Origin of the sequence: Pseudomonas taiwanensis, assembly GCF_013393345.1 — a bacterium.
Lineage (GTDB): Bacteria > Pseudomonadota > Gammaproteobacteria > Pseudomonadales > Pseudomonadaceae > Metapseudomonas > Metapseudomonas resinovorans_C.
In genome coordinates, this window is record NZ_QJRF01000061.1 from 42,286 (window position 1) to 68,662 (window position 26,377).

The following is a 26,377-nucleotide window of genomic DNA, read 5'->3' on the forward strand; positions in this document are numbered from 1 at the left end:
GCTGTCGGGAGATGGCCAGGCGCCAGGTCTGGCGGGGGGCTGCTTGGGTTGGGTCAATTTCTGAGCTATTACAAGCGGTTAGGACTGATGCCAACGATGGGTCCGCTTTTCCTGTGGGGGCGAATTTATTCGCGAAGGGGCACGAAGTGCCCCCTGTGGCCTTGCAGGGCAGACTTTCAGTCTGCTTAGCGAATGAATTCGCCCCCACAAGGTAAGTGCCTCGCCACCACTTTTCCCCTACAACGGCATCCGCGCCCGTCGCGACTGCTGCCCAACCGGCGTCGCCGCCGGCTGGCGGATCAGCGCCGCGCGCCATTCGTTGGCGGTGGCCGGATCGGCGTCCTGCAGCAGGTTCACCTTGCCCGCCACCAGCGTTGCCACCGGCACGCCATCGCGGAACAGCAGGCGATTGCCCGCCACCGCCGGCACCTTGGTGCCGTTGAGCAAGGTCCCCAGCAGGTTCAGTGGATCGCAGGCCGAGAGGCTGGTCAGTTGTCCAGCAAGCGGACGCTTGCGCACTTCGCGCAGCAGTCCCACGGCTTCCGGCAGGGCGAACTGTTCACCGGAGACGCCTGCCACGAAGCGTCCACCCCGAATCTCGCCGCGCGCTTCCAGTCGGTGATAGACCCGCAGCAGGTCGCGCCAGGGCGGCAGCCAGTTGGCTTCGCGCTCCAGCAGGCGCCAGCCCACCACGCCATAGCGGCGCAACAGGGTGCGGGCCACGTGTTCCAGGGCATCGGCCGGAACCTTGCCAGTGCCCTCTTCGGCCTTGCCGCGCAGCAGTGCCCAGCGCCCGGCGTCCTGCATGTTGGCCAGGGCCAGGCGCGCACGACGGTCGTGCCGGCTGCGTCGGGCCGCCGGCAGCAGCAGTGAGCGCAGGCCGGCGAAGCTGTCGGCATTGGCCAGGCCCAGGGCCACCAGTTCACCGAGGCAATCCTCCAGTTCACTGCGCAGCAGATGGGCCTCGTCCATCAATTCGTCGAAGAACAACGCGCCCTCGCCAGCCAGCACCTGGCGCACCCGCTCGGCACGCGGCGACGGCTCGGGCGTCGGCGCATCCCGCAGGCAGGCACGCCAGAGCCCAAGGTTCTTGCGCGGCAGCAAGAGGATGGGCGTACCGCGCACCGGCCCAGCGGCCTTGCCGCGTCCACCCAGGCGACACCAGACCACCCGGCCGGCTCGGCAGAGGTCGTCCAGCCAGTTGATGCCGTAATCGGCCACCCGGCTGGGAAGAATCTCGCTTTCCCAGGCAGCGGCAGCCGCCTCGAAACCTTCCAGTTGGCCCAGCACCATCGCCAGGGCTTCGGCGCCACGGACCTGGGTTGCCGGGGCGATGCGCTGCCAGTCGAACAGGAACCGCATGAAATCGGACCGTTCCACCGGCTCGATCTCGCGGCGCAGGCGCTTGACCGTGTAGCGATGGATGCGCGCCAGCAGATGGCGCTCGCACCATTCCTCTTCCACCGTGCCCGGCGTGAAACGACCGCGCAGCACCTGCCCTTCGCGCTCCAGGCTGGCCAGGGCAAAGCCGAGCGTCGCAGGAGACTGGCGCAGGTCGCTGGCCAGCCTCGCCAGGGACAGCGGACCGAAGCCGCTCATGCGAGCGCGCACGACCTCCACCAGCGCCGCCTCGGCTTCCCATGCAGAGGTGAATCCTTCCGGTGCGGCAATGGCCGGTTTGAGCACGGCATCGGGATAAATCGCGTGGAACTGCTCCAGACGCTCGGCCGCCACCCACATTGCCGGCTTGCCTTCCAGTTGCAGGCAACTCGCCCGACGGGCCTTTGCCAGCTGCACCAGCCAGCCGGCCCAGCCTTCATTGGCCTGCGCCTCTGCGTGGGTGATACAGGCCAGGGCGAGCAGCGCTTCGTGCATCTCGTCGGCATCTCGCACCTGCGGCCAGGCCTCTTCGGCCACCGCGGCGATGGCGTCCAGATCCAGCGCCCCCAGATCGTCGGCGGACTCCGGATCGCTCCAGCGGCGCTGCTGCACAGCCTGGGTACGTCGCTCTTCCAGCGGCGCGTCATCGAGGTAGGCATAGGGCCGCGCCCCGAGGATTTCTGCCGCCAGGGCGGATGGCGCCGGCAGGTCGCGGGCGACCAGTTGCACCTCGCCACGCTCCATGCGCCGCAGCAGGGCCAGCCAGCCCTCGGCATCCATGGCTTCGTGCAGGCAGTCATCGAGGGTCTGGGCCACCAGCGGGTGGTCGGGAATCTCGCGCTCGCCCACCAGGTTTTCCTGGCAGGCCGCCTGGTCGGGAAAGACGCTGGCCAGCAGGTCCTCGCTGCGCATGCGCTGGATCTGCGGCGCGACCTTGCGACCGCCGGAGTAGCGCGGCAGGGCCAGTGCCGCGGAGGCGTTCCAGCGCCAGCGCACGCCGAACAGCGGTGCATCGAGAATGGCCTGGATCAGGATGTGTTCGGCACTGTTGGAATGCAGATAGCGCCAGACGTCCTCCAGCGGGAAGCTGTGGCTGGTGGCGAGCGACAGGATCAGCGCATCTTCCGTCGCCGCCGCCTGCAATTCGAAGTTGAAACTGCGGCAGAAGCGCTTGCGCAACGCCAATCCCCAGGCCCGGTTGAGCCGGCTGCCAAAGGGGGAATGGATGATCAGCTGCATGCCGCCGGATTCGTCGAAGAAGCGTTCCATCACCAGCCGCTGGTGAGTCGGCAGCGCCCCCAACGCAGCCCGTGCCCGCGCCAGGTACTCGACAATCTGCCGCGCCGCCGCCTCGCTGAGGCCGACTTCTTCGCGCAATGCCTCGATCGCCCGCTCGATGTCTTCAGCGCGCTCGGACAACTCCCCTCTCCCTCTGGGAGAGGGGCCGGGGGTGAGGGTGGCATCGGCATGCTCGGACTCCGCCAGCCAACCTTCGACACTGGCCCGCAACCTCGCCACCCCCGCCGACAACTCATCCGTACGCCCCGGTGCCTCTCCCAGCCAGAACGGAATGCTCGGCGGCTGCCCCTGCGCGTCCTCCACCCGCACGCGGCCCGGCTCCACCCGGAGGATGCGATAGGACTGGTTGCCCAGCTGGAACACATCACCCGCCAGGCTCTCCACGGCGAAGTCCTCGTGCACGCTGCCCACCGGCATCCCCTGGGGCTCCAGCAACACCGCGTAATCGGCGGTTTCGGGAATGGCGCCGCCAGACGTGATGGCGGTCAGGCGCGCCGAACGACGGCCACGCAGACGGCGATTCACCGCATCGCGGTGCAGGTAGGCGCCGCGTACGCCCTGGCGGCCGTTGTAGCCCTCGGAGAGCATCCTCACCAGCGCGTCGAACTGCGCCCGGGCCAGGTCCGCAAAAGGCATGGCCCGGGTCATCAGCCGATACAGCTCGTCCTCGCCCCATTCCTGGCTGGCCACCTCGGCCACCATCTGCTGCGCTAGCACATCCAGCGGCGCCTGGGGAACCACCAGGGCATCCAGTTCGTCACGGCGCACACAATCCAGCAACGCCGCGCATTCGATCAGGTCGTCCCGCGATTGCGGGAACAGCCGCCCCTTGGGCGTGCCGCCGACGCTGTGGCCGGAACGGCCGACCCGCTGCAGGAAGGCGGCGATGCTGCGTGGCGAACCGAGTTGGCAGACCAACTCCACGTCGCCGATGTCGATGCCCAGTTCCAGCGAGGCGGTGGCTACCAGCACCTTGAGCTCGCCGCGCTTGAGCCGCTGCTCGGCGTCCAGGCGCAGGTCCCGCGCCAGGCTTCCATGGTGCGCGGCGACCGCGGCATTGCCGAGGCGCTCGGAGAGGTGGCGGGTGGCGCGCTCTGCCAGCCGGCGGGTGTTGACGAACACCAGGGTGGTGCGATGTTCGGCCACCAGCTCGGCCAGCCGGTCGTAGACCTTCTCCCAGGCGTCATTGCTCAGCACCGCTTCCAGCGGCACGGGAGGCACTTCGATGGCGAGGTCGCGCTCGCGGCTGTAGCCCACATCCACCAGGGTGCAGGCGTCACGCTCCTGGCCCATGAGAAAGGCCGCGACGCGCTCGATGGGTTTCTGCGTGGCCGACAGGCCGATGCGCTGCAAGCTGCGTCCGCACAACGATTCCAGGCGCTCGGCGCTGAGCATCAGGTGGCTGCCGCGCTTGCTGCCGGCGATGGCGTGGATTTCGTCGATGATCAGGCTGCGACACCCGGCCAGCATGGCGCGGCCGGACTCCGAACCGAGCAGGATGTAGAGCGATTCCGGCGTGGTGACCAGGATGTGCGGCGGGCGCTTGCGCATGGCGTCGCGCTCCGCCTGGGGCGTATCGCCGGTGCGCACGGCGGTGCGGATATCCACATCCGCCAGGCCCTGGCGCGCCAGCTCGACACGGATGCCGGCCAGCGGTTCTTCCAGGTTGATGCGGATGTCGTTGGACAACGCCTTCAACGGCGAGACGTAGACCACCGTGCAGCGATCCGCCAGACCGCCGTGCTCCAGCCCCTCGTGGACCAGTTCGTCGATGGCCGAGAGAAAGGCGGTGAGGGTCTTGCCCGACCCGGTGGGTGCAGCCACCAGCGTGCTCGCCCCAGCCCGGATGGCCGGCCAGGCGAGGGCCTGGGCTGGCGTCGGAGCGGGGAAGCTGGCGCGGAACCAGGCGGCGACGGCGGGGTGGAAATCCTCCAGCGCGGCCGGTGCTGATCGGCGAGTCGAAGTCATGGAACCCACTATGGTGGGCGCCCGGCAGCGACTCAAGGAGGCCGGACCGATGGTCGCCCCGCCACGGCGGCGGGTCGTTGCCCGCAGACGGCAAGCAGCTGCCGCCGGAGTGGCACGCCCGTCCTTCGAATCCCAGCAAACATGGGCCTTTCAGCCAACTGGCCCGAATAATGCTGAACAGGCGGTCAGATCGCGCAGAGGAACTGCCATGACCACCATTTCCAGCAATTCGGCTTTGGCCAACTACCTGGGGCTCGCCTCCAGGAGCAATGCCAGCAACACGGCCGGCACCGCTACCACCAGCACCAGCACCAGCACCAGCACTAGCGCCGGCAAGAGCGAAGACAAGTCGACCCCCACCCAAGACCCGGTCGGCGACCTGCGGCGCTATGCCAACGCCCTGATCGCCCAGAGCCGTGGCGGCCTGTTCCGCGCCATGAGCGGCGGCGGCAACGCCATCAGTGGCCCCCAGACCGGCAGTACCCGGCCGACGGAAACCACGCAGCCCGGCACCAACGCCGACAGAATCCAGCTTCCCGACGTGTCGGAACTGGACCGCGACGATGCGCTGAAGCTGAAGGACAAGGTGCAGAAGCTGATCGATGCCGGCTTCGACGAGAAGGACAGTGGCATCGGTTTCATCGGCTACGACGGCGACAAGCAGACCACGTCCCTGACCACTTACCGCGACTGGCTGCAGGCCAAGGGCGGGGTCAGCATCTACGTCTGAGACGCACGCCGCTTATCGGCTGCCCCCCCTCGGCCCGCAATGGACCATTGGCTGGCCACTAGACTGAAAGTGTCCTGCGATTGCGGGACACGGAAGGAGCCTCTCCAGCCATTACAACCCGGCTGCCGCGGCTCCTTCCATCGCCCCTACGGCTCCCGTCGCCGCTTTTCGCTGTCGCTCCGGCCAGATGGTTGCCCACTTGCCAGAGGAGGACAGGCGATGGACGAATCCAAACTCAACGACTTCATGGGCAAGCTGGTTACCGACATGGGTGGCGCAGCGATGCTCGCCAACATCATCCTCGGCGACGAACTCGGCCTCTATCGCGCCATGGCCGACAGCCAGCCGGTCACCCCGGAAGAACTAGCCACGCGGACCGGCTGCAACGCCCGTCTGCTGCGTGAATGGCTGAGCGCCCACGCCGCCTCCGGCTACATGGAGCACGACAGCGGGCGCTTCCGCCTTCCCGAGGAACAGGCCCTGGCCCTGGCAGTGGAAGACTCCCCGGTATACGTGGCGGGCGGTGCTTCCGTCATCGCCGCCCTCTTCCACGACAAGGACAAGGTGGTGAAAGCCATGCGCGGCGATGGCGGACTGGCCTGGGGCGATCACCATCCCTGCATGTTCAGCGGCACCGAGCGTTTCTTCCGGCCCGGCTACCGCGCGCACCTCGTGAACGAATGGCTGCCTGCGCTGGATGGCGTCGTCGACAAGCTCAAGGCCGGTGCCAAGGTGGCCGACGTCGGCTGTGGTCACGGTGCATCCACCGTGATCCTGGCACAGGCCTTCCCCGCCTCGCGCTTCATCGGCTTCGACTACCACGCCCCTTCCATCGAAACCGCGACCCAACGGGCCCGGGACGGGGGCGTGGCGGATCGGGCCACCTTCACCCAGGCCAGCGCCAAGGACTATCCGGGCGACGGCTTCGACCTGATCTGCTATTTCGACTGCCTGCACGACATGGGCGACCCGGTGGGTGCGGCCAAGCACGCCTGGCAGACGCTGAAACCCGGTGGCACCGTGCTGCTGGTCGAGCCCTACGCCAACGACCAGCTCGACGACAACGCCACCCCGGTGGGCCGCCTGTTCTACTCGGCCTCCACCTTCATCTGCACGCCCAACTCGCTGTCCCAGGAAGTGGGCCTCGGCCTTGGCGCCCAGGCCGGCGAGGCGCGCCTGCGCAAGGTGTTCGAAGAGGCCGGTTTCAGCCAGTTCCGTCGAGCCACGGAGACGCCCTTCAACCTCATCCTGGAAGCACGCAAGTGAACGGAACGGTGGACGGCGCCCCCGCCGTCCACCTCCCGGTGAACCGGAACATCTCCAAGAAAGTCCTTGTCAGACAGCCACTAATCTCGCTATTACGCTGAATCATGACTGCCGAATCCGTCCCGCAATAAATCCGTAACGTCGCAGTGCCCAGATAAGAAACACCGCCTCAACCTGCGCCAAGGATCATGGCGCCCAGCATTCCGCCGCGTCGGGTCGACCGGCCCTCCGGCATCGTTGCAAGGAAATTCCGAATGCCCAGAAGACAAGTCATCAATGCCCAGGTCAGCCCCAAGGGCGCCCTCGACACCCTCTCCCAGTTGGAAGTGCAGCAGCTCAGCGAAGCCGGTTCCGGCCGCATGTACCAGCTCTTCCGCCAATGCGCCCTGGCCATCCTCAATACCGGCGCCCACAGCGACAACGCCAAGACCATCCTCGACGCCTACAAGGACTTCGAAGTCCGCATCCACCAGCAGGACCGCGGCGTGCGCCTGGAGCTGATCAATGCCCCGGCTGACGCCTTCGTCGACGGCGAGATGATCACCAGCACCCGCGAGATGCTGTTCAGTGCCCTGCGCGACATCGTCCACACCGAGAACGAACTGAAGAGTCGCCGCTTCGACCTGGACAGTTCCGAAGGCATCACCGACTACGTGTTCCATCTGCTGCGCAATGCCCGCACCCTGCGCGCCGGCGTGGAGCCGAAGATCGTCGTGTGCTGGGGCGGCCACTCCATCAGCACCGAGGAATACAAGTACACCAAGAAGGTCGGCCACGAGCTGGGCCTGCGCCACCTGGACGTCTGCACCGGCTGCGGTCCGGGTGTGATGAAGGGCCCGATGAAGGGCGCCACCATCGGCCATGCCAAGCAGCGCACCCACGGAGGTCGCTACCTGGGCCTGACCGAGCCCGGCATCATCGCCGCCGAGGCGCCCAATCCCATCGTCAACGAACTGGTGATCCTGCCGGACATCGAGAAGCGCCTGGAAGCCTTCGTTCGCGTCGGTCACGGCATCATCATCTTCCCGGGCGGCGCCGGTACGGCCGAGGAATTCCTCTACCTGCTGGGCATCCTGATGCACCCGGACAACCAGGACCTGCCCTTCCCTCTCGTGCTCACCGGGCCGAAGAGCGCCGCCGCCTACCTGGAGCAATTGCACGCCTTCGTCGGCGCCACGCTGGGCGAAGCCGCGCAGAGCCGCTACAAGATCATCATCGACGACCCCTGTGCGGTCGCCATCGAGATGGCCCACGGCCTGAAGGCGGTCAAGCAGTTCCGCCGCGAGCGCAACGACGCCTTCCACTACAACTGGCTGTTGAAGATCGATGAACGCTTCCAGCACCCGTTCGAACCCACCCACGAGAACATGGCCAGCCTCGAACTGCGCCGCGACCTGCCGCCCCACGAGCTGGCCGCCAACCTGCGCCGGGCCTTCTCCGGCATCGTCGCCGGCAACGTGAAGGACAAGGGCATTCGCCTGATCGAGCAGTACGGTCCCTACGAAATCCACGGCGACCCCGCGGTGATGCAGCCATTGGACGACCTGCTCAACGCCTTCGTCCGCCAGCACCGCATGAAACTGCCGGGCGGCGCGGCCTATGTGCCCTGCTACCGGGTGGTGCAAAGCCGCGTGGCGGAGTTGGCGGGCTGAGGTTCAACCAATACTGTGGGAGCGAATTCATTCGCGATTGAAATCGCTCCCACAGGATCAACCCTGTAGGGTGGATGGCGCTTTTTTCATCCACCATCGGCGGCTATTCCGGGCCCCTACGACCGCCCCCTTCATTTGCCCCAGGACGTGACACGAGGCACCACGGTCGCGAGATATCCCGCTCGGGGCTAGGCTCTCCGGGACGCTCGACAGGGGGAAAAGCGCCATGCGATCCAGTCTCGCCACCGGTGTGACACGCCGGGAAATCTGGGCTTGGGCGATGTTCGACTTCGCCAATTCCGGCTACACCACGGTGGTCATCACCGCCGTTTTCAATGCCTACTTCGTCGCCGTCGTGGCCGAAGGCAAACCCTGGGGTACCCTGGCCTGGACCACTACGCTGGCCATTTCCTATGCCCTGGTCATCCTTACCGCGCCACTGATTGGCGCCTACGCCGACGCCACCGCACGCAAGAAACGCCTGCTGCTGTTCAGCACCCTCGGCTGCGTGATCTTCACTGCCGCACTGGCCTTGGCCGGACCGGGCGCCATGGCACTGGCGGTGCTCTTCGTGGTGCTGTCGAACTTCTGCTTCGGTACCGGGGAAAACCTGATCGCCGCCTTCCTCCCGGAGCTCGCCCGCGATGATGCGCTGGGCCGGGTTTCCGGCTGGGGCTGGGGACTGGGTTATATCGGCGGACTGGTCAGCCTGGGCGCCTGCCTCGGTTACGTCAGTTGGGCACAGGGGCAGGGCCAGACGGCGGCGCAGTTCGTGCCGGTGTGCGTGATCATCACCGCCCTGCTCTTCGCCCTCGCCAGCACGCCGACCTTCCTCTACCTGAAGGAACGCAGCCGACCGCAACCAAACTCGGAGGGCGGCGCATGGACACGCTTTGCCCGAACGATGCGCGAGGCCGGGCGCTACCGCGACCTGGTTCGGTTCCTGGCCTGCACAGTCTGCTACCAGGCGGGTATCGCTGCGGTGATCAGCCTGGCCGCCATCTACGCCAACCAGGTGATGGGGTTCACCACCCAGGACACCCTGCTGCTGATCTTCGTCGTCAACATCACCGCTTCGATCGGAGCCGTGCTGTTCGGCTGGCTGCAGGATCGCATCGGCCATCGCCCCACCCTGGCGCTGACCTTGCTGGGCTGGCTGGCCATGGTCGGCATGATCTGGCTGGCCAGCGGCCCGGCGCTGTTCTGGGCCGCCGCCAATATCGCCGGCCTGTGCATGGGGGCCAGCCAGTCGGCGGGGCGTGCCATCGTCGGCCTGCTCGCCCCGCCCACACGGCTGGCGGAGTTCTACGGGCTCTGGGGGCAGGCAGTGAAACTCTCCGCCATCCTCGGCCCGATGACCTACGGTTTGACCAGCTGGATTTCTGGCGGCGATCACCGCCTGGCCATGCTGATCACCGGCAGCTATTTCGTCGTCGGGCTGCTGCTTCTGGCCAGCGTGCGCCTGGAGCGCGGGCGACGCGCAGCGCTGGCCGGATGAGGCTTCACACGCCGAACCAATTCAGCGCAGCCGGGCTGGTGTTCAGGTAGAGGTGCTTGAACTCACTGAACTCCTCCAGCCCGGCCCGCGACAGCTCGCGACCGATCCCGCTGGACTTGTAGCCGCCCCAGGGTGCCTGGGGGAAGGCGGCGTTGTAGTCGTTGATCCACACCGTACCGGCCCGCAGCCGGCGAGCCACGCGATGGGCCTTGGCGAGATCGCGGGTCCAGACACCGGCGGCGAGGCCGAAGGGCGTGTCGTTGGCCAGTTGCAGTGCTTCGGCTTCGCCCTCGAAGCGCTCGACGGTGATCACCGGGCCGAAGATTTCTTCGCGAGCGATACGCATCTCCGCACGCACGTTGCCCAGTAACGTGGGCTCCAGCCAGAAGCCCCGCTCGAACCCCTCGCCCTGGGGAATCCGTCCACCGGCCAGCAGCTGGGCGCCTTCCTCCAGCGCACCATTCACCATGCGCAGAACTTGATCGCGCTGGCTGGCAGAGATCACCGGCCCCATCTGCGTGCCGTCAGCCAACCCGGCGCCCAGGCGAATGCGCCGCACCCGTTCGGCCAGCGCCTGGACGAAATCGTCATGGATGTCCGCTTCCACCAGCAGCCGCGAGCCCGCCGAGCAGACCTGGCCGGCATTGAAGTAAACGGCGTTGAGCGCCTGATCCAGCGCCACTTCGAAATCGGCATCGGCGAAGACGATGTTCGGGTTCTTGCCTCCCAGCTCCAGCGCCACCCGCTTGAAGTTGCCGCTGGCCGCGCGCATCACCTTGCCACCGGCCGTTGCGCCTCCCGTCAGGGACACCAGGTCGATATCCGGGCTGGCGGCCAGCCGCTCGCCAATCTCACCTGGGCCGGTGAGCAGGTTGAACACCCCTGCCGGCAAACCCACTTGCTCGATCAGCTCGCACAGGCGCAGGGCGGTCAGCGGCGTCAGGCTGCTGGGTTTGACCACCAATGTGTTGCCAGCGGCGAGTGCTGGGGCAACCTTCCAGGCCAATTGCAGCAACGGATAGTTCCAGGGCGCAATCAGAGCGCAGACGCCCACCGGCTCGCGCTGGTTGAGGCTGATGACATGGGCCGGCGCGTGAGTGTTGGCGGTCCCGCCCTCGGCTTCCAGTAAGGCGGCGTAGAAGCGGAAGGTCGCCACCACATTGGCCACGTCGCCCTGGCTCTCGCCGAGGGTCTTGCCGGCGTTGAGTGTTTCCAGCCGCGCCAGGTGTTCGCCATCGGCCTCAATGGCATCGGCGATGCGCCGCAGGATCGCGGCCCGCTCGCAGACACCCAGCCAGGGCCATTCACCCTGGTCGAAGGCGCGGCGCGCAGCTTCGATCGCCAGGTCGGCATCCGCCGCAGCGGCGACCGCCACCTGCGCCAGCACGTCCTCATTGGCCGGGTTGATCACCGGCCGCAACCGGGGTTCGACCGGGTCACGCCACTGGCCGTCGATGAAGAGTTGGTGGGTCGCCATGGGCATCTCCTGGGTTCGGATTGAAGGTGGCGTCACTGTCGGCCAGCCCACTGGCGTGCGGTTGATGAATTGCGGCGAATCGCTGGCGCATTGCGTCGGTTGAACGAACGCGCCAAGGAAGGTCGCTCCACATCAAGTCACCCGACTTCGGCTCCCTAGACTCGAAGCCAGAAACTCACCCCGCATGGAGTTCCCATGGACAAACTCGATCACTGGCAGGCGCGGGTCGACCTCGCCTGCGCCTTTCGCTGGGCCGCCCGCCTGGGGCTGCACGAGGCCATCGCCAATCACTTCAGCCTGGCGGTATCCGCCGATGGCCGGCAGTTCCTGATCAACCCCTACGGCAAGCACTTCTCGGAAATCCGTGCCAGCGACCTGATCCTGGTGGACGCCGACGACCCGAGCACCCTCGACCGCCCCGACGCCCCGGACATCACCGCCTGGGCCCTGCACGGCGCCCTGCACCGCAACCAGCCCCAGGCCCGCTGCGTGCTGCACACCCACTCGAAATACGCCACCGCCCTGGCCTGCCTGGCCGACTCGCGGCTGCCGCCCATCGAGCAGAACTGCATGCGCTTCTTCGAGCGGGTGGCGATAGACGAAGGTTTCGACGGCATGGGGCTGGGTGATGAAGCGGAACGGGTCAGCCGCCTGCTGGATGGCAAGCCGGTGCTGCTGATGGGCAACCACGGCGTGATGGTCGCCGCCACCAGCGTGGCCCAGGCCTTCGACGACCTCTACTACTTCGAACGCGCCTGCGAGACCTACATCACCGCACTGGCCACCGGCCGGCCGCTGCGCATCGCCAGCGACGAGGTGGCGCGCAAGACGGCGCGGCAATGGCTGGAGTATCCGGACTTCGCCGAGAAGCACTTTGCGGCGCTCAGGCGGATGCTCGATCGGGAAGAGGTGGAGTATCGGTTGTAGCCCAGCGGTCTTGCCGTAGGTTGTGGCTGAGCTCCGCGAAGCCCAACGGGGAATGTGCCCAGGATTGTTGGGCTTCGCTTCGCTCTGCCCAACCTACGGAAACATCGAGCAGGAAAATCGAGCTGGCCCACTCCATGCCCCTCACCCCAACCCTCTCCCTGAGGGAGAGGGGGCTGTCCGTGCGAACTTCCTCTCTGGCGTTTGTCCTGTAGGGGCGAATTCATTCGCCAAGCAGGCCGAAGGTCTGCCCTTGGGAGATTTGAGCCGGCCCACTCCCCTCACCCCAACCCCGCTCTGCGCCCCGGCCAGTTCGCTTCGCGCCCTGGCGCTCATCGGCACCGAAAGCAGTGCTTTCGAAAGCGTGCCTCTTCGCCCCAGAGGGAGAGGGAGCTGTCCGCGCTCGGATTGGAATCTCTGTGGGGGCGATTTCAATCGCTAAAGCGGATCGCAGATCCGCCCTTGCCTACGCCCCCTGCCTTGTCAGCGGCTGGCGCATCACCGGGGCGGTCCAGGTCTGGCTGCGGTCCTCGCTGGGCGGGCAGCCGAAGCGGGCGCGGTAGGCGCGGGAGAAGTGTTCCAGGGAACCGAAGCCGGAACTGGCGGCCACCTGGGCAACGCTGAGGTTGGTCTGTTGCAACAGGTTGTGGGCACGGGCCAGACGCAGGGCGATGTAGTACTTCAGCGGCGACAACCCGGTGTGCTGCTTGAACTGGCGCTCCAGTTGCCGGCGCGACAGGCCGACGCGGCTGGCAATGGCCTCGCAGTCCAGGGGCTCCTCCAGAGTCTGCTCCATCAAGCGCACAGCCCGACGCAGCTTGCCCTCATGAAGCGGCTCGCCCTTCTGGCCGTCGTCCAGCTGGCTCTCCGTCGGCGCACGCACCTGCCCCACCAGCAGGTGCATGCCGATTTCCCGGGCCAGGTCAGCGTCGATCCGGCTGCCCAGCCAGGTGAGCATCATGTCCAGGATGGCGGCCGCACCAGCGCAAGTCAGGCGCTGACGGTCGAGACAATAGAGCTGGGCGCGGGAGCGCACCTTGGGATAACTCTCCTGGAAACCCGGCAGGTTGTCCCAGTGCACCGCGGCGTCGTAGCCGTCCAGCACACCAGCCGCAGCCAGCAGTTCGGTGCCGGTTTCCACGCCCACCAGCACGGCGCCGAACAACGCCTGCTTGCGCAGCCAGCTCTTCAGCAGGTTGTTGCGGCAGTGCCGGTGCACATCGAAGCTGGCGATGACGAAGCAGAGGTCGAACTCCTGCTCCGGGCTGATGCCCGCCTCCACCTGGCTGGACAGGCCATTACTGGCCTGTACCGGCTGACCGTCCAGCGACAGCAGGGTCCACTGGAACAGCGGCTTCTGGCTCAGCCAGTTGGCGATGGCCAGCGGTTCGGCCACCGCCGCCAACCCCAGGCTGGGGAATGACGGCAACAGCAGCAGGCCGACGCGTAGCGTGCTGTCGCCGCCCAGCGGGCGTTCCCGGGAGTTCAGGCCTTCCACGTTCGGCACCTCTCGTCAGTGCTCTGGTTATCGTTGTTGTCCACGCCAGTCCGGATGGGTCCATACCGGGACCTGGGCCGCAGGCAGGGGTGACTGGCCCCGGATCATATCGCTGGCCTTCTCCGCGATCATCACGGTTGGCGCATTGGTGTTGCCACTGACGATGATCGGCATGATCGACGCATCCACCACCCGTAGGCCTTCCAGCCCGTGCACCCGCAGTTCGGGATCGACCACCGCTTCCGGGTCGCTGGCCGGCCCCATCTTGCAGGTGCCACTGGCGTGGTAGCCGGTTTCGGTCACACGCCGGGCCCAGGCGTCCAGGGCCTGGTCACTGAGATTATCCGGCCCGGGCACCAGCTCCTTGCCTTTCAGCCCGCGCATGGCCGGCTGCTCGATGATCTCCCGCACCAGTCGCGCACCAGCACGCATGTCGGCGCGGTCCTGCTCGGTCTTCAGGTAATTGAACTGGATGCGCGGCGACAAGCGTGGATCGGCGCCGCGCAGGGTGACGCTGCCGAGGCTGGTGGGGCGCATCAGGTCGATATGGATCTGGAAGGCGTGCGATGGCACGAGGTCAACGCTGCCCGGTTGCACTGCGAGCGGCATGAAGGTGAGTTGCAGGTCCGGGTGCTCGACGCCCGCTCGCGAACGGATGAAGGCCCCGGCCTCGAAATGGTTGCTCGCGGCCAGGCCGTCGTGGCTGACGAACCAGCGCGCGCCGATCCACCATTTGCCCGGCGCGCGGGTCCAGGGGTAGATGGACACCGGCTGCTTGCACAGGTACTGCACCACGGTATCGGGGTGATCGTTGAGGCGCCGGCCGACGCCAGGCAGGTCATGCACGACCGGCAAGCCATGAGCACGGATTTCCTCGGCTGGACCGACGCCCGACAGCAACAGCAATTGCGGCGAATTGATCGCCCCGGCGGCGAGGATCACCTCGCGGCGGGCGCGGGCCTGGTGCACCTCGCCGTTCTGCTCGTACTCGATACCGCAGGCGCGGCGCCCCTCGAAGAGAATGCGCAGGCTCAAAGCACCGGTGGCGACCGTGACATTGCCGCGTTGCAACGCCTCGGCCAGGTAGCCACGGGCGGTGCTCCAGCGCTTGCCCTTGCGGGTAGTTCGATCCACCGGGCCGAAGCCTTCCTGGCGGAAGCCGTTGAGGTCGCGACTCTCGCCATAGCCCGCTTCCACGCCGGCCTGGACGAAGGCGGAACACAGCGGCGTATCGATATTGCCCGCCGTCACGTGCAGGTGCCCGGCATCGCCGTGGTAGGCATCGGCGCCGTGCTCGTGATTCTCCGCGCGGATGAAATAGGGCAGCACTTCCTGGTAGCTCCAGCCGTGGCAGCCCTGCTCGGCCCAGCTGTCGTAATCGCGGGCATGGCCACGGATGTAGACCATGCCGTTGATGGACGAGGAGCCGCCCAGGGTACGCCCGCGCGGCGTGCCGATGCGGCGGTTGTCCAGCCAGGGCTCGGGCTCGGTGCTGTAGCTCCAGTTGTAGCGACTGCCGCCAACGACGATGCCCACGGCCGAAGGCATGTCGATGGTCCAGCTCTGGTCCAGCGGCCCGGCTTCCAGCACCAACACCTTCACGCCGGGCTCGGCGCCCAGGCGGTTAGCCAGCACGCAGCCGGCCGATCCGGCGCCGACAATCAGGTAATCGAACTCGGACATGGCACGTCCTCCGGAAGCGGGCTCAGGCCCGCTCCTCGCCATGGATGCCCTTGAACACCAGACGGTGGAAGTGATGCACCAGGTGCTCGCTCTCGTTGCTGCGCTGGGCGTCGATCATGTAGCGGCCCTGGTCGTAGCCGAGGGAATGCAGACCCTTCTGCACGGTGATGTTGAGTTCGATGTCTTCCGGCCCCAGCTCTTCGTTCATCCAGCGCATGCAGGCCTTGCTGACCTCCGCTGTCTCTTCGTTCGAGCTGTAGTAGCCGAAGCGCAGCAGGGAACGCTCGGCATCCAGCGGAATCATGATGAAGGTGCCGAGGAACTCGGAGAACGGGAAGGTGTAGAAGGTGTTGTTCGGCCACATGCCGATGTTGAAGAAGCACTCGTCCGGGTTCAGGTCTTCCCGCAACTTCACGCCGTAGGCTTCGCCGGCCTGGAGGTTGGCCGGGGCGATGTAGGTCCACCAGTTGTCGCGCTTGGTCAGGCGGTAGCCCTTGAAGTCGATCAGCTTGGCCAGGTCGATGTGGCAGGGGCCGGACAGCTTGAAGTGATAGCCCTCGATGGAGTTGTCCATGATCACCTTCCAGTTGGCCGGCACGATCACGTCCTGTTCCTCGATCAGGCGCATGCGTTCGAGGTTGGGGAACACCCGGTGCATCTCCTCGTCGGCGCCGGGGAACAGCTCGGCCAGGGACGGCGCATTGGGATCGAGGTTGAAGTAGATGAAGCCGCCCAGTTCCTCCACCCGCACCTGCGGGATGTTGAATTGCTGCAGCTCGAAGTCCTTCATGCGCTCGCAACGCGGCGCACTGCGCAGGCTGCCGTCCATCTCGTAGCACCAGGAGTGGTAGGCGCAGCGCACCACGCCGCCGGTGGTGCCGCGACGGCTTTCCAGCAGACGGTTGCCGCGGTGCTGGCAGACGTTGTGGAAGGCACGGATCTCGCCCTTCATGCTGCGCGCCACCACCACGCTCTGGTCGAACATATCCACAACCACGTACTGGCCCGGCTCGCGGAACTCGCTCTTGTGCCCGGCAACGTGCCAGGCGTGCATGAAGATGCGGTCGCGTTCGGCCTTGAACAGGCTCTCATCGAAGAAATAGCGCGACGGCAGGGTGAAGGCGGATTCGGGGTCCTGTTCGGCCCAGCCTTCGATGGAGGTTTGCAGTTTGATGGCTTCGACGGATTGCATGATCGGTACTCCTCCCAGGTGTTGTTCGTGCGGCTCGGCGGCCTGCTTTGGGAGCCAATCTAGGGGAGCGGAATTTGGCTGAATTGATGTCAAGCGACGAGTTGCCAGCGCAAAAGATCAACACCCTCCCCCGCCGTTCCTGGCTGCGGCAGAAGATGTCGTTTCCCATCAAGTGGCAGGTTCCACCCCTCCTATGCTCGGGCAGGCGAAGGGGCCTGAAGAGCCCCACAGCATCCCGCTGACTTCTGCCGTAGCCGCCCGATAGGAGCGTCAACCATGTCGAAGAAAGTCCTGTGCCTGCTCGCTGCATCCCTGCTCACCAGCCACTCGCTCACCGCCCTGGCGGCCGAACCCGCCAGCTGCAAGACCGTGCGCATGGCGGAGGTCGGCTGGGCCGATATCTCCGCCACCACGGGCCTGGCCAGCACCTTGCTCAAGGGGCTGGGCTACAAGCCGCAGACCCAGCTGGCTTCCATTCCCATGGCCTACATGGGCATGGAGAAGAACAACATCGATGTCTATCTGGGCGCCTGGATGCCTTCGATGGAAGTGATCGCCAAGCCCTTCCTGGAGAAAGGCAGCGTGGAGAAGGTGCGCACCAACCTGCTGGGCGCCAAGTACACGCTCGCGGTGCCGGAATACACCTTCGATGCCGGGCTGAAGGACTTCAAGGACATCGGCCGTTTCCGCCAGCAACTGGAGGGGCACATCTACGGCATCGAGCCCGGCAACGACGGCAACCTGCTGATCCAGGGGCTGATCGACAAGGGCCAGTTCGGTCTCAACGGCTTCAAGCTGGTGGAGTCCAGCGAGGCCGGCATGCTGGTCCAGGTGCGCCGCGCCGTACAGGCACAAAAGCCCGTGGTGTTCCTGGCCTGGGAACCGCACCCGATGAACACGAAATTCGCCATCCGCTACCTCAGCGGCGGCGACGCCAGCTTCGGCCCCAATTACGGCAGCGCGGTGGTGGATACCCACACCCGCAAGGGCTACAGCGCGGAGTGCGGCAATGTCGGCGCCCTGCTGAAGAACCTGGAGTTCAGCCTGGCCATGGAGAACCAGATCATGGGTGCCATCCTCGATGACAAGGAACAACCCGAGGCGGCGGCCAAGGCCTGGTTGAAGGCCAATCCGCAGGTGCTGGAACAGTGGCTGGCGGGGGTGACGACCTATGACGGGGCGGCGGCGCTGCCGGCGGTGAAAGGAAGTCTGGGCCTGTAGCCCGTAGGGTGCGCTGCGCGCACCGCATCGGCGTGCGCAGCGAATCAAAGGAACGGCGCCCGGCACATGTTGGGCTTCGCGTAGCTCAGCCACAACCTACAGGTTCGCCCCGTCTGTGCCCGCGCCGCCGTCTAGACTGCTTCCATTCCCACCGAAAGGAAGCGCCATGCCTGACGCCACGGAAGTCCTGCTCGATTTCGCCAGCGCCCTTGCCGTCGGCCTGTTGATAGGCGCAGAACGCGGCTGGCGCGAGCGCAACAAGGAAGCGCTGCGGCTGGTTGCCGGCATTCGCTCGTTCGGCCTCACCGGGCTGCTCGGCGGATTCGCCTCCTTCCTTGGCGAGCAGTTCGGCACGGCGGTGTGGGTGGCGATCTTCGCCTGCTTCGCCGTGCTGGTCATCGCCTCCTACTTTGGCGAGCTGGTGTATATCGGCGACCTCGGGCTCTCCACCGAATTGGCGTTGCTGATCACCTTCCTGCTCGGCAGCCTGGCGGTTGCCGGCCACCACGTGCTGTCCGGTGCTGGTGCCGTCGTGGTTGCGCTGCTGCTGAGTCTCAAGGACGCCCTGAACCACGCCCTGCAGCGGCTCAGCGAGGAGGAGCTGCTGGCCGCCCTCAAGCTGCTGTTCATCTCGGTGGTATTGCTGCCGATCCTGCCCAACAAGGGCTACGGCCCGTGGGAGGTGTTCAATCCCTATGCGACCTGGTGGATGGTGGTGCTGATCGCCGCGCTGGGCTTCGCCGCCTACTTCGCCATCCGATTGGTGGGCACCCAGCGCGGGTTGCTGCTGACCGCCTTGCTCGGCGGCACCGTGTCCTCCACCGCCATGACCATCACCCTGTCCCATCTGCAGGAACACCGTGCCCTGCGCCCGCTGCTGGCGGCGGGCCTTCTGGCCACCTCGGCGCTGATGTTTCCCCGCGTGCTGCTTGAGGTAGGGCTGGTGAACCCGGCCCTGCTGTCACGCCTGGCCTGGCCGCTGGGCATCGCGGCGCTGGTCTATGCAGCAGGGGCACTGTTTTTCTGGCGGGTCGCCGCCAACCGCGAATCGCCCAACGCCGAGCCGCCGCTGAAGAACCCCTTCGAGTTGGGCCCAGCCCTGCGCTTCGCTGCCCTGCTGGCGCTGATCCTGCTTCTGGTGGAGGCCGCCCGGCGTTACCTGGGGGACGTGGGCGTCTACCTGGTGTCGCTGCTCTCGGGCCTCACCGACGTGGACGCCATCACCCTGTCCCTGGCGCGGGGTGCGAACCGTGAACTGGGGGCGGAAGTGGCCGTACGTGGCATCTTCCTGGCGGTGCTGAGCAACAGCCTGGTCAAGGCGGGACTGATCGTGGTGATCGGCGGCAAAGGGCTGGCGCTGCGCACCTTCCCCTTCATCGCCGGCGGCCTGCTGGCCGGTACGGTGGCCTTGCTGATGGTCTAGGGATTCAGCGCTTGAGGAAGCCTTTCAACAGCTCGCCTACGCGCTCGCCCAGTTCCTGGTTGGCCGAGAGTTGCAGCCCTCGCGCCAGCTCGCTGTCCACCACCTGTTCCACCAGCGGACGCAGCGCCAGCAATTGGCGATTGAGTTCGTCCAGTTCGCTGACATGGGGCAGGCTGTTGGAGAGCAGCGGGTTGACCAGGTGCTCGACGATCATCCGCACGATGCCGGCGGACACCGGTTCCACCTGGCGGCGGATCGCGACGAACTGGGCCAGCAGCACGTCCAGCGGAATCCCGGAGCGGTAGAGCTGAACCCCGGCGCTGAACACACGCGGATTGAGCACCCGCAAGTGATCACCGGCGAACTCGATCAGGCCCAGTTCGCGGGCGCGGTCCATGTTGTCGTCGGTGAGGTCGGCGCCGAACAGCGCCTGCACTTCGTCGAAGCCCAGCCGCGTGGGCTCCACCAGGTTCCAGGCGCCGACGATGGCCTGCTCCAACCCCAGTACGTGAGCCAGGTCCTGGCCCCGCTCCCAGGCGTCCAGTAGCTCGCGAATACTGGCGATGCTGTAGCCGCGCTCCAGCAACTGGCCGATCAGCCGCAACCGCGCGAGGTGCTCGCCGTTGTAGATGCCCACCCGCCCGCGACGCTCCGGCGGCGGCAGCAGGCCGCGATCCTGGTAGGCGCGCAGGTTGCGTACCGTGGTGCCGGCCTCAAGGGCCAGTTCGTCCACCGTGTATTCGACGTCCGGCGCTGCCGGGGCCTCGGCGGCCTGGTTGAGGAGCTTGCTGAGAAAGGAGGGGACATTTTTCATGGGCCGGATCATATCGCCCCCCCTCTTCCCCCAACAACAGCGTCCGGAAGGGCCCAACCATTGGCTGGACTTGCCATGCCGAACTGCGCCGCATAGCGCCAGAACCCTCTCGAAACCGCTCTGATCCGGGCATTTCCAGCATCAGGTAACGCGGTAACAGCCCTGTCGATGACTGCGGCCAGTCTCTGGCCAGGGGCGGATTGCCTGTTCAAGAATGACCGTGACATCGAGTGATGTAACAGTCACGCCACGGAGATCCCCATGTCAGTCCTCATTGCCCAAGACCGCGCCGAGCCCTTCCAGCAGGTGCCCCGATGAACGCCCCATTGCTGGAACCCCAACGATTCGCCGTAAAGGGCGACGGCGTCGAACTGGCCGCCTACCGCTGGGGCAATGCCAGCGGCCCGACCCTGCTGCTGGTGCATGGCTACCCGGACAATCACGCCGTCTGGCTGCCGCTGATCCGCGAGTTGGCGGTGGATCACCAGATCATCGCCTATGACGTGCGCGGCGCAGGTGCCTCGGACATCCCGAGCAAGACCCGCGACTATCGACTGGCCAGGCTGGCCAATGACCTGGAAGCCGTAGTCAGGGTCGCCAGCCCGGATCGCCCGGTGCATCTGGTGGCCCATGACTGGGGCTCGATCCAGTCATGGGAAGCGGTGACCGAACCGCGCATCCAGCCGCTGCTGGCTTCCTACACGACGATCTCCGGCCCTTGCCTCGACCATGTGGGCCACTGGATGCGTGCACGCTTGAAAGAGCGGCGCGCGAGTGCGCTCGGCCGGGTGATCGGGCAACTGGTGAGCTCCTGGTACATCGGATTCTTCCATACACCGCTGGTGCCGGAACTGCTCTGGCGCTCCGGCCTCGCCCGCGCCTGGCCGACGCTGCTGCAGCGGCTGGAAGGGGTGCGCGAATCGCGCCCCAATCCGACCCAGGCGTCCGATGGACAGCATGGGGTCAAGCTCTACCGCGCCAACTTCATCACCAGCCTGTTCCGTCCGCGCCTGCGTCGCACCGATGTGCCGGTGCAACTGATCGTGCCCACCCGGGACCGTTTCGTGCGCCCGCAGCTCTTCCAGGACCTGCAGCATTGGGCGCCCCGGCTGTGGCGCCGCGAAGTGGCCGCCGGGCACTGGCAACTGATGGCCGACCCCACTCGCCTGGCGGGTTGGCTCCGTGAATTCGTCAGCCACCTGGAAAGTGGAGACACCAGCCGCGTCGTGCAGCTGGGCCTGCCCGCTTGAGGAGCCGTCCGTGAACCCACCGCATCATCGCCTCGAACAGCGCAAGGTGCGCTTCGATTTCGCCGACACGCCGCTGCACTGGGTGCCGGGGGAGCCGGAGGCCTCGCACATCATGAACACCCTGCACCTGATCCTTCCGGCGGGGGAGTTCTGGTTCTGCCGGGTCTACAACAAGGCCCTGCCGCTGATTACCGATGAGCGGCTACGCGAGGACGTGCGCGGCTTCGTGCGCCAGGAAGCGCAACACGCCCGCGCCCACGACAGTGCGCTGGCACCCTATCTGGAACGCCACGGAATCGATCCAACACCCTTCACCCGAGGCATCTACTGGCTGTTCGAGAAGGTGCTGTGCGATTACCCCCTGGGCGAAAGCACCCTCACCCGCTGGCTGCAACCCTGGTGGCTGCGCCAACGGGTCGGGCTGATCGCTGCGGTGGAGCATTTCACCTGTGTTCTGGGCAACTGGATCATCACCACCCGCAGTCTGGACGCTGCCGACCCGGTGATGCTCGACCTGTTGCGCTGGCACGGCGCCGAGGAAGTGGAGCACCGCTGCGTGGCCCACGACCTGCACGTGCACCTCACGGGCAGCCTGCTGATGCGCTGGTTCTACATGCTGGTGGCCAGTGGTGCGCTGATCTTCCTGTTCAGCCGCTCCATGCGCACGCTGATGCGCCAGGACCCGGCCACCCGCAATCACCGGGGTTTTCTGCGTCTCTGGCATGCCCTGGGCAAGCGCGACATGCTGCCGCCGATGGGCAGCATCGGCGTGGCGGTACTGCGCTACTTCCGGCCGGACTTCCACCCTCGCACCGAAGGGGACCTGCAGGTGGCGCTGGATTACCTGGCCAGTTCGCCGGCGGCGCGAAGGGCGGCGGAGGCGAGTTGAAGCTGGTGGGATGAAATTATGCGCGATGGGGAGGAAGGTGTGGCCGAGAAGTCCGTCGCCCTCACCCCTACCCCCCGCTCTGCGCCCCGGCCTGATCGCTTCGCGCTCAGTCGTTCATCGGCACCGGAAGCGGTGCTTCCGAAAGCGTGCCTCTTCACCCCAAAGGGCGAGGGGTGACTCGCGCCGGCCGCTCCGTGCCATCCGGCAGACACCTTTCCTGTGGGAGCGAATTCATTCGCGAATCGTAGGTTGTGGCTGAGCTACGCGAAGCCCAACAATCGGGCCCCGTGAGGGCTCACCCCTCGAACTGCTCATCCAGTAACGGCAAACCCGCCGCTCTTTCCAGCAGATCATTGGGAATGCTCTTGCTGGCACGGGCGCCGAGCAGCTTGAGGTTTTCCACACGGCTGATCAGGTTGCCGCGGCCATCCACCAGCTTGTTGCGGGCATTGGCGTAAGCCTTGTCGAGCTGTTGCAGGCGGCTGCCCATTTCGTCCAGGTCCTGGACGAAGGCGACGAACTTGTCATACAGCGCCCCGGCGCGTTCGGCGATTTCGCGGGCGTTCTGGCTTTGCCGTTCCTGGCGCCACAGGCTGTCGATCACGCGCAGGGTGGCCAACAGAGTGGTCGGGCTGACGATGACGATGTGCTGCTCGAAGGCTTCCTGGAACAGGCCCGGATCCGCCTGCAAGGCGGCGGCGAAAGCCGCTTCGATGGGCACGAACAGCAGCACGAAGTCGAGGCTGTGCAGGCCCTCCAGGCGCTGGTAATCCTTCACCGACAAACCTTTCAGATGACTGCGCAAGGACAGCACGTGCTGCTTCAGCGCCAGGCTGCGGGTCGCTTCGTCTTCGGCGGCGATCAAGGTCTGGTAGGCCGTCAGGCTGACCTTCGCGTCCACGACGACCTGCTTGTCCCCCGGCAGCTGTATCAGCACGTCGGGCTGGAAGCGTTCGCCCTCGGCGCTCTTCAGGCTGACCTGGGTCTGGTACTCGCGGCCCTTCTCCAGGCCGGCGTGTTCCAGCACCCGTTCCAGCACCAGCTCGCCCCAGTTGCCCTGGGTCTTCTGGCCCTTCAGAGCGCGGGTGAGGTTCGTGGCTTCATCGCCCAGGCGCTGGTTGAGCTGTTGCAGGCGCTCCAGTTCCTTGCCAAGGGAGAATCGCTCGCGGGCCTCCTGTTGATAGCTTTCTTCCACCCGCTTCTCGAAGGCCTGGATGCGCTCCTTGAGTGGATCGAGCAACTGGCCGAGACGCTGCTGGCTGGTTTCGGCGAAACGCTGTTCGCGTTCGTCGAAGATCTTCCCGGCCAGTTCCGCGAATTGTGCGCGCAGGTCGTCGCGGGCCGCCTGCAAGTCGCCAAGGCGCTGCTCATGGGCTTCGCGCTGCTCGCGCAGTTCGGCCTCCAGGCCAGCGCGGTCGGCATCCAGGCGGCGCAGTTCGGCATCCTTGCGCTCACGTTCCTGGTTCCAGGCCAGCAAGGCTTCCCGGGCGCTCTGGCGCTCGACCCCGAGCAGCTCGGCCTCGCGGCGCAGGGCCGCCAGTTCGGCCTGCTGGGCGGCATTCAAGTGGTTGAGCTCGCGGTTTTCGTCGCGACTGTCATCCAGTTGCACCGCGAGGCCATCCTGGGCCAGTTGGGCATTGGCCAGGCGCTCTTCAAGCAGCGTCTGTTCGGTTTGCAGGGCAGTGAGCTTGCGTTGCTGCTGCCAGGCCAGGCCCAGCAGGGGCACGGCGGCCGCCAACAGGCCGATCAACAGGTTGGGGTCTAGGGGCATGAGCGGCTCCGCGCTGGAATGCCGGGAGTATACCCAGCGGCGCGGGGCGCGATCAGGGCAGTGCGATCAGGGTTAAAGCGAGAGGCTGCCGAGCAGGCGTTTGGCTTCGTGGGAACCCTGGGCGGCGGCCTGCTCAAGCCAGTGGCGGGCCTGTTCCGGCTCGTTGATGCGCGGCTGGCTGCACAGGCGGCCGAGTTCGAGTTGCGCGCGGCGGTCGCCGGCGCGGGCGGCCTGGCGCAGCAGGTCCAGGCCGATGCGGCGGTCACGCTGGTTGCCGCAATCGCGGCAGAGCATCTGTCCCAGGCGGCTCTGAGCCGCGACCACGCCTTCTCGCGCCGGCTGCTTGAGCAGGTTGCCGGCGATGCGTTTCACGCTGGGCGCCTGGCCCAGGCGTGGGCTGTCCAGCAACCAGAGGGCGACCCGGGTCGGCAGGGTTTGCTGGTTGGAAACGGTTTGGGCGGGGACGCGATACTTCATGAAACGGGGCAGGGTGGCCGGAAAGGCGCGCAACTCTACTCCTTTTTTTTGGCAGGTAAAGTCTTGCAATTGCCGGAGGTCGCGTTCTAGAGCAACTGCTCGGGACAATCCACAGAACCTGTGGATAACTCTGTGAAGAAGATGCTCGAAACGTCACCAAGTGCTCATGGATCGTGGGCTCCGTTCAAACTGATGGTTTTTTCACCAATTATAAAATTCCTTATTTTTCATGTAGTTACGAATAGATCACTGAGAATCAAGCGCTTACGGAGCTTTTCGAGGGCGTTTTGCGAGGCTGCTTCCCGACTGTGCACAACTTCAACCTGTCAATACCTGGCTTGCCCCGTTGCGGGGCATTTCCCTCTGAAAAGCGCCTGGAGCCGGTGTTGCACGGGCGTTCCAGGCAGCGACGAATGGCACGAAAAAGGGTCTGTGGGGACCTTTCCAAAGCTGGTACGGACGTACTTCTGCGCCAACTCTGTGCACAAGTTCGTGCCTGACTTGTACGGACCCTTTCCCGCAGCCCCATGAAGGCTCTTAGAATGCTCAGCCTCTCCTTCGAACGCGCCTGCCCATGGACAAGATCCGCATTCACCGCCTGATCCTCGACAAGCTCGCCGTCGACCTGCAACTGCTGCAACGCGCGGCGCAGGCCGCCTACGAGGCGGCGACCCACGAGGAAAACATCGCCGAGAACAAGTACGACACCCTCGGCCTCGAGGCTTCCTACCTGGCCACCGGGCAGGCGCGCCGTGCCGCCGAGATCAAACAGGCGCTGAGCCTGTTCGAGAACCTCAGCCTGCGCCCGTTCGACCCGGCGCGCGGTATCCAGCTCAGTGCCCTCGTGCTGCTGGCGGCGGAGGACGGTAGCGAACAACGGCTGTTCCTCGGCCCCGAGGCGGCGGGCCTGAAGGTGGTGGACGCGGGCGAGGAAATCACCGTGATCAGCCCCCGCTCTCCGCTGGGCCAGGCCTTGCTGGGCAAGGTCGAAGGCGCCGAAGTGACCCTGACCATCGGCAATAGCCAGCAGACCTTCGAGGTGCTGGAGGTACACTGATTCCTGCCGCCCCACGCTTCGGAGGCTCCATGGCTCGCCCACGTCGCATCCTGCGCATCAGTTTCAATCCGCTGGTCCTGACCCTCAGCGTCGCCCTCGGCGTATGGCTCGGTTTCATCGCTATCGGCCTGACCACCTACCTGGGTTACCAGCTCTACATGGCCGATAACGAGGCCCCGGCAGCCCAGGTGTTCACGCCGCCGCCCGCCCCGCCGCAACCTGCCCCCGAACCTGCGCCAGTGCCGCAAGGCTCGGGTGAAGAGCGCCTGCAGAAGTACGAGGAGAACTACAACGCCACCCAGCGCGCGGACAACGAGCGCCTGGAACGGCTGGAGGAGCAACGTCGGCTGAACGACGCCAAGTGCCAGTTCTGGACCGAGCAGTACCGCAATGCACCGACTGCCAAGGCCAAGCGCAACATGGACCAGGAGTGCGGGTAGGCGTCTCGTCCGGTTCCTGGGTTCAAGCCGACCAAAGGCAGCCTGGTTCAAGCGGCCGTCACATTGGCCCGGCTAGACTCAGGGCGTGCGCTCTCCACTTTGGCGCCAGAGGCGGTTTGCAATGGGTCCCGAAATCTTCATAGCCCTGATGATCATGGGTTGGCTGCTGGCAGCGGTCGCGCTGCTGTGGGCCATGCTCAGAATCTCCCACCATCACCACCACCATCACATCCGGCCTTCGCCGCCCCACTCCACCCGCTCGTTCCGACGGCATAAGGCGAAACACACGCCGGTTACTCCGCACTGAACTTCTCGCAACGCCAAGGGGGCGCAACGCGCCCTTGGCGAATGAATTCGCCCCTACAAAATCCGCCAATGTGCCGGCATTTTTGGCGAACTGCGCGTTTGTAGGATGGGTGGAGCTTGCGATACCCATCGCCCTTGCCCTGTGGGAGCGATTTCAATCGC

General features: G+C 66.0%; 19 protein-coding genes. 11 read left to right on the forward strand and 8 right to left on the reverse strand.

The genetic code is table 11. The features are described from left to right. Nucleotides 1-237: 237 nt before the first annotated feature. Nucleotides 238-4,647, reverse strand: coding sequence for a DEAD/DEAH box helicase (locus tag DM872_RS14585; RefSeq protein ID WP_179060167.1), 4,410 nt, complete (start codon nt 4,645-4,647; stop codon nt 238-240). A gap of 208 nt (nt 4,648-4,855) precedes the next feature. Here DM872_RS14585 and DM872_RS14590 point away from each other — a divergent pair, with 208 nt between their 5' ends. From DM872_RS14590 to DM872_RS14605, 4 genes are all read left to right on the forward strand, one after another. Then, the gene (locus DM872_RS14590) at nt 4,856-5,377 is read left to right on the forward strand and encodes a hypothetical protein (RefSeq protein WP_179060168.1); all 522 of its coding nucleotides are present in this window, start codon (nt 4,856-4,858) and stop codon (nt 5,375-5,377) included. 219 nt (nt 5,378-5,596) lie between these two features. Further along, entirely contained in the window at nt 5,597-6,643 is a 1,047-nt protein-coding gene (locus DM872_RS14595; protein ID WP_179060169.1) for a class I SAM-dependent methyltransferase, read from the forward strand. 254 nt (nt 6,644-6,897) lie between these two features. Continuing rightward, the gene (ppnN, locus tag DM872_RS14600) at nt 6,898-8,295 is read left to right on the forward strand and encodes a nucleotide 5'-monophosphate nucleosidase PpnN (protein WP_179060170.1); all 1,398 of its coding nucleotides are present in this window, start codon (nt 6,898-6,900) and stop codon (nt 8,293-8,295) included. Between the two features lie 226 nt (nt 8,296-8,521). Beyond that, nucleotides 8,522-9,793: an MFS transporter gene (locus DM872_RS14605; protein WP_179060171.1), complete on the forward strand. Its 1,272-nt coding sequence runs from the start codon at nt 8,522-8,524 to the stop codon at nt 9,791-9,793. Between the two features lie 4 nt (nt 9,794-9,797). On the opposite strand, the gene DM872_RS14610 is transcribed toward DM872_RS14605, so the two are convergent. Further along, a complete protein-coding gene (locus DM872_RS14610; protein ID WP_179060172.1) occupies nt 9,798-11,270 on the reverse strand; it encodes an aldehyde dehydrogenase family protein in 1,473 nt (490 codons plus the stop codon). A 195-nt stretch (nt 11,271-11,465) separates the two neighbouring features. Here DM872_RS14610 and DM872_RS14615 point away from each other — a divergent pair, with 195 nt between their 5' ends. Then, the gene (locus tag DM872_RS14615; RefSeq protein WP_179060173.1) at nt 11,466-12,197 is read left to right on the forward strand and encodes a class II aldolase and adducin N-terminal domain-containing protein; all 732 of its coding nucleotides are present in this window, start codon (nt 11,466-11,468) and stop codon (nt 12,195-12,197) included. A 463-nt stretch (nt 12,198-12,660) separates the two neighbouring features. Here the strand turns inward: DM872_RS14615 and DM872_RS14620 are convergent, their stop codons facing one another. Genes DM872_RS14620 through DM872_RS14630 form a run of 3 tightly spaced genes read right to left on the reverse strand, consistent with a single transcriptional unit; the run spans nt 12,661 to nt 16,567 of the window. Further along, complete coding sequence (locus DM872_RS14620; RefSeq protein ID WP_179060174.1) at nt 12,661-13,692, reverse strand: GlxA family transcriptional regulator; 1,032 nt, start codon at nt 13,690-13,692, stop codon at nt 12,661-12,663. Between the two features lie 27 nt (nt 13,693-13,719). Further along, complete coding sequence (locus DM872_RS14625) at nt 13,720-15,375, reverse strand: choline dehydrogenase (protein ID WP_179060175.1); 1,656 nt, start codon at nt 15,373-15,375, stop codon at nt 13,720-13,722. A gap of 22 nt (nt 15,376-15,397) precedes the next feature. Continuing rightward, on the reverse strand, nt 15,398-16,567 hold the full coding sequence (locus DM872_RS14630; protein WP_179060176.1) for an aromatic ring-hydroxylating oxygenase subunit alpha: 1,170 nt from the start codon (nt 16,565-16,567) through the stop codon (nt 15,398-15,400). Nucleotides 16,568-16,843: 276 nt separating this feature from the next. Between DM872_RS14630 and DM872_RS14635 the strand changes: the two genes are divergently transcribed. Together DM872_RS14635 and DM872_RS14640 are read left to right on the forward strand one after the other, a co-directional pair. After that, nucleotides 16,844-17,788: a choline ABC transporter substrate-binding protein gene (locus DM872_RS14635; RefSeq protein WP_179060177.1), complete on the forward strand. Its 945-nt coding sequence runs from the start codon at nt 16,844-16,846 to the stop codon at nt 17,786-17,788. 166 nt (nt 17,789-17,954) lie between these two features. Then, nucleotides 17,955-19,211 carry an MgtC/SapB family protein gene (locus tag DM872_RS14640; protein ID WP_179060178.1) on the forward strand — a complete coding sequence of 419 codons (1,257 nt, stop codon included), beginning with the start codon at nt 17,955-17,957 and terminating at the stop codon, nt 19,209-19,211. Nucleotides 19,212-19,215: 4 nt separating this feature from the next. Here DM872_RS14640 and DM872_RS14645 read toward each other — a convergent pair whose 3' ends face one another. Beyond that, entirely contained in the window at nt 19,216-20,025 is an 810-nt protein-coding gene (locus DM872_RS14645; protein ID WP_179060179.1) for a MerR family transcriptional regulator, read from the reverse strand. A 314-nt stretch (nt 20,026-20,339) separates the two neighbouring features. On the opposite strand from DM872_RS14645, the gene DM872_RS14650 reads away from it, so the two are divergent. Continuing rightward, nucleotides 20,340-21,275, forward strand: coding sequence for an alpha/beta fold hydrolase (locus DM872_RS14650; RefSeq protein ID WP_179060180.1), 936 nt, complete (start codon nt 20,340-20,342; stop codon nt 21,273-21,275). Nucleotides 21,276-21,285: 10 nt separating this feature from the next. Next, nucleotides 21,286-22,164, forward strand: coding sequence for a metal-dependent hydrolase (locus DM872_RS14655; RefSeq protein WP_179060181.1), 879 nt, complete (start codon nt 21,286-21,288; stop codon nt 22,162-22,164). 295 nt (nt 22,165-22,459) lie between these two features. Here the strand turns inward: DM872_RS14655 and rmuC are convergent, their stop codons facing one another. Together rmuC and DM872_RS14665 are read right to left on the reverse strand one after the other, a co-directional pair. Next, nucleotides 22,460-23,824 (reverse strand): DNA recombination protein RmuC, encoded by a 1,365-nt coding sequence (gene rmuC, locus DM872_RS14660; protein ID WP_179060549.1) that lies wholly within the window; start codon nt 23,822-23,824, stop codon nt 22,460-22,462. A 183-nt stretch (nt 23,825-24,007) separates the two neighbouring features. Continuing rightward, a complete protein-coding gene (locus tag DM872_RS14665) occupies nt 24,008-24,412 on the reverse strand; it encodes a tetratricopeptide repeat protein (protein WP_179060550.1) in 405 nt (134 codons plus the stop codon). A gap of 574 nt (nt 24,413-24,986) precedes the next feature. Between DM872_RS14665 and DM872_RS14670 the strand changes: the two genes are divergently transcribed. Beyond that, nucleotides 24,987-25,469, forward strand: a complete 483-nt coding sequence (locus DM872_RS14670; protein ID WP_179060182.1) for a GreA/GreB family elongation factor — start codon at nt 24,987-24,989, stop codon at nt 25,467-25,469. A gap of 29 nt (nt 25,470-25,498) precedes the next feature. Then, nucleotides 25,499-25,909 carry a hypothetical protein gene (locus tag DM872_RS14675; RefSeq protein ID WP_179060183.1) on the forward strand — a complete coding sequence of 137 codons (411 nt, stop codon included), beginning with the start codon at nt 25,499-25,501 and terminating at the stop codon, nt 25,907-25,909. The last annotated feature ends 468 nt before the right edge of the window (nt 25,910-26,377 follow it).

Excerpts from the sequence above, each read along its gene's own strand:
- DM872_RS14585 (WP_179060167.1), bottom strand. The coding sequence starts at position 4,647 with ATGACTTCGACTCGCCGATCAGCACCGGCCGCGCTGGAGGATTTCCAC.
- DM872_RS14590 (WP_179060168.1), top strand. The coding sequence starts at position 4,856 with ATGACCACCATTTCCAGCAATTCGGCTTTGGCCAACTACCTGGGGCTC.
- DM872_RS14595 (WP_179060169.1), top strand. The coding sequence starts at position 5,597 with ATGGACGAATCCAAACTCAACGACTTCATGGGCAAGCTGGTTACCGAC.
- ppnN (WP_179060170.1), top strand. The coding sequence starts at position 6,898 with ATGCCCAGAAGACAAGTCATCAATGCCCAGGTCAGCCCCAAGGGCGCC.
- DM872_RS14605 (WP_179060171.1), top strand. The coding sequence starts at position 8,522 with ATGCGATCCAGTCTCGCCACCGGTGTGACACGCCGGGAAATCTGGGCT.
- DM872_RS14610 (WP_179060172.1), bottom strand. The coding sequence starts at position 11,270 with ATGGCGACCCACCAACTCTTCATCGACGGCCAGTGGCGTGACCCGGTC.
- DM872_RS14615 (WP_179060173.1), top strand. The coding sequence starts at position 11,466 with ATGGACAAACTCGATCACTGGCAGGCGCGGGTCGACCTCGCCTGCGCC.
- DM872_RS14625 (WP_179060175.1), bottom strand. The coding sequence starts at position 15,375 with ATGTCCGAGTTCGATTACCTGATTGTCGGCGCCGGATCGGCCGGCTGC.
- DM872_RS14630 (WP_179060176.1), bottom strand. The coding sequence starts at position 16,567 with ATGCAATCCGTCGAAGCCATCAAACTGCAAACCTCCATCGAAGGCTGG.
- DM872_RS14635 (WP_179060177.1), top strand. The coding sequence starts at position 16,844 with ATGTCGAAGAAAGTCCTGTGCCTGCTCGCTGCATCCCTGCTCACCAGC.
- DM872_RS14640 (WP_179060178.1), top strand. The coding sequence starts at position 17,955 with ATGCCTGACGCCACGGAAGTCCTGCTCGATTTCGCCAGCGCCCTTGCC.
- DM872_RS14645 (WP_179060179.1), bottom strand. The coding sequence starts at position 20,025 with ATGAAAAATGTCCCCTCCTTTCTCAGCAAGCTCCTCAACCAGGCCGCC.
- DM872_RS14650 (WP_179060180.1), top strand. The coding sequence starts at position 20,340 with ATGAACGCCCCATTGCTGGAACCCCAACGATTCGCCGTAAAGGGCGAC.
- DM872_RS14665 (WP_179060550.1), bottom strand. The coding sequence starts at position 24,412 with ATGAAGTATCGCGTCCCCGCCCAAACCGTTTCCAACCAGCAAACCCTG.
- DM872_RS14670 (WP_179060182.1), top strand. The coding sequence starts at position 24,987 with ATGGACAAGATCCGCATTCACCGCCTGATCCTCGACAAGCTCGCCGTC.
- DM872_RS14675 (WP_179060183.1), top strand. The coding sequence starts at position 25,499 with ATGGCTCGCCCACGTCGCATCCTGCGCATCAGTTTCAATCCGCTGGTC.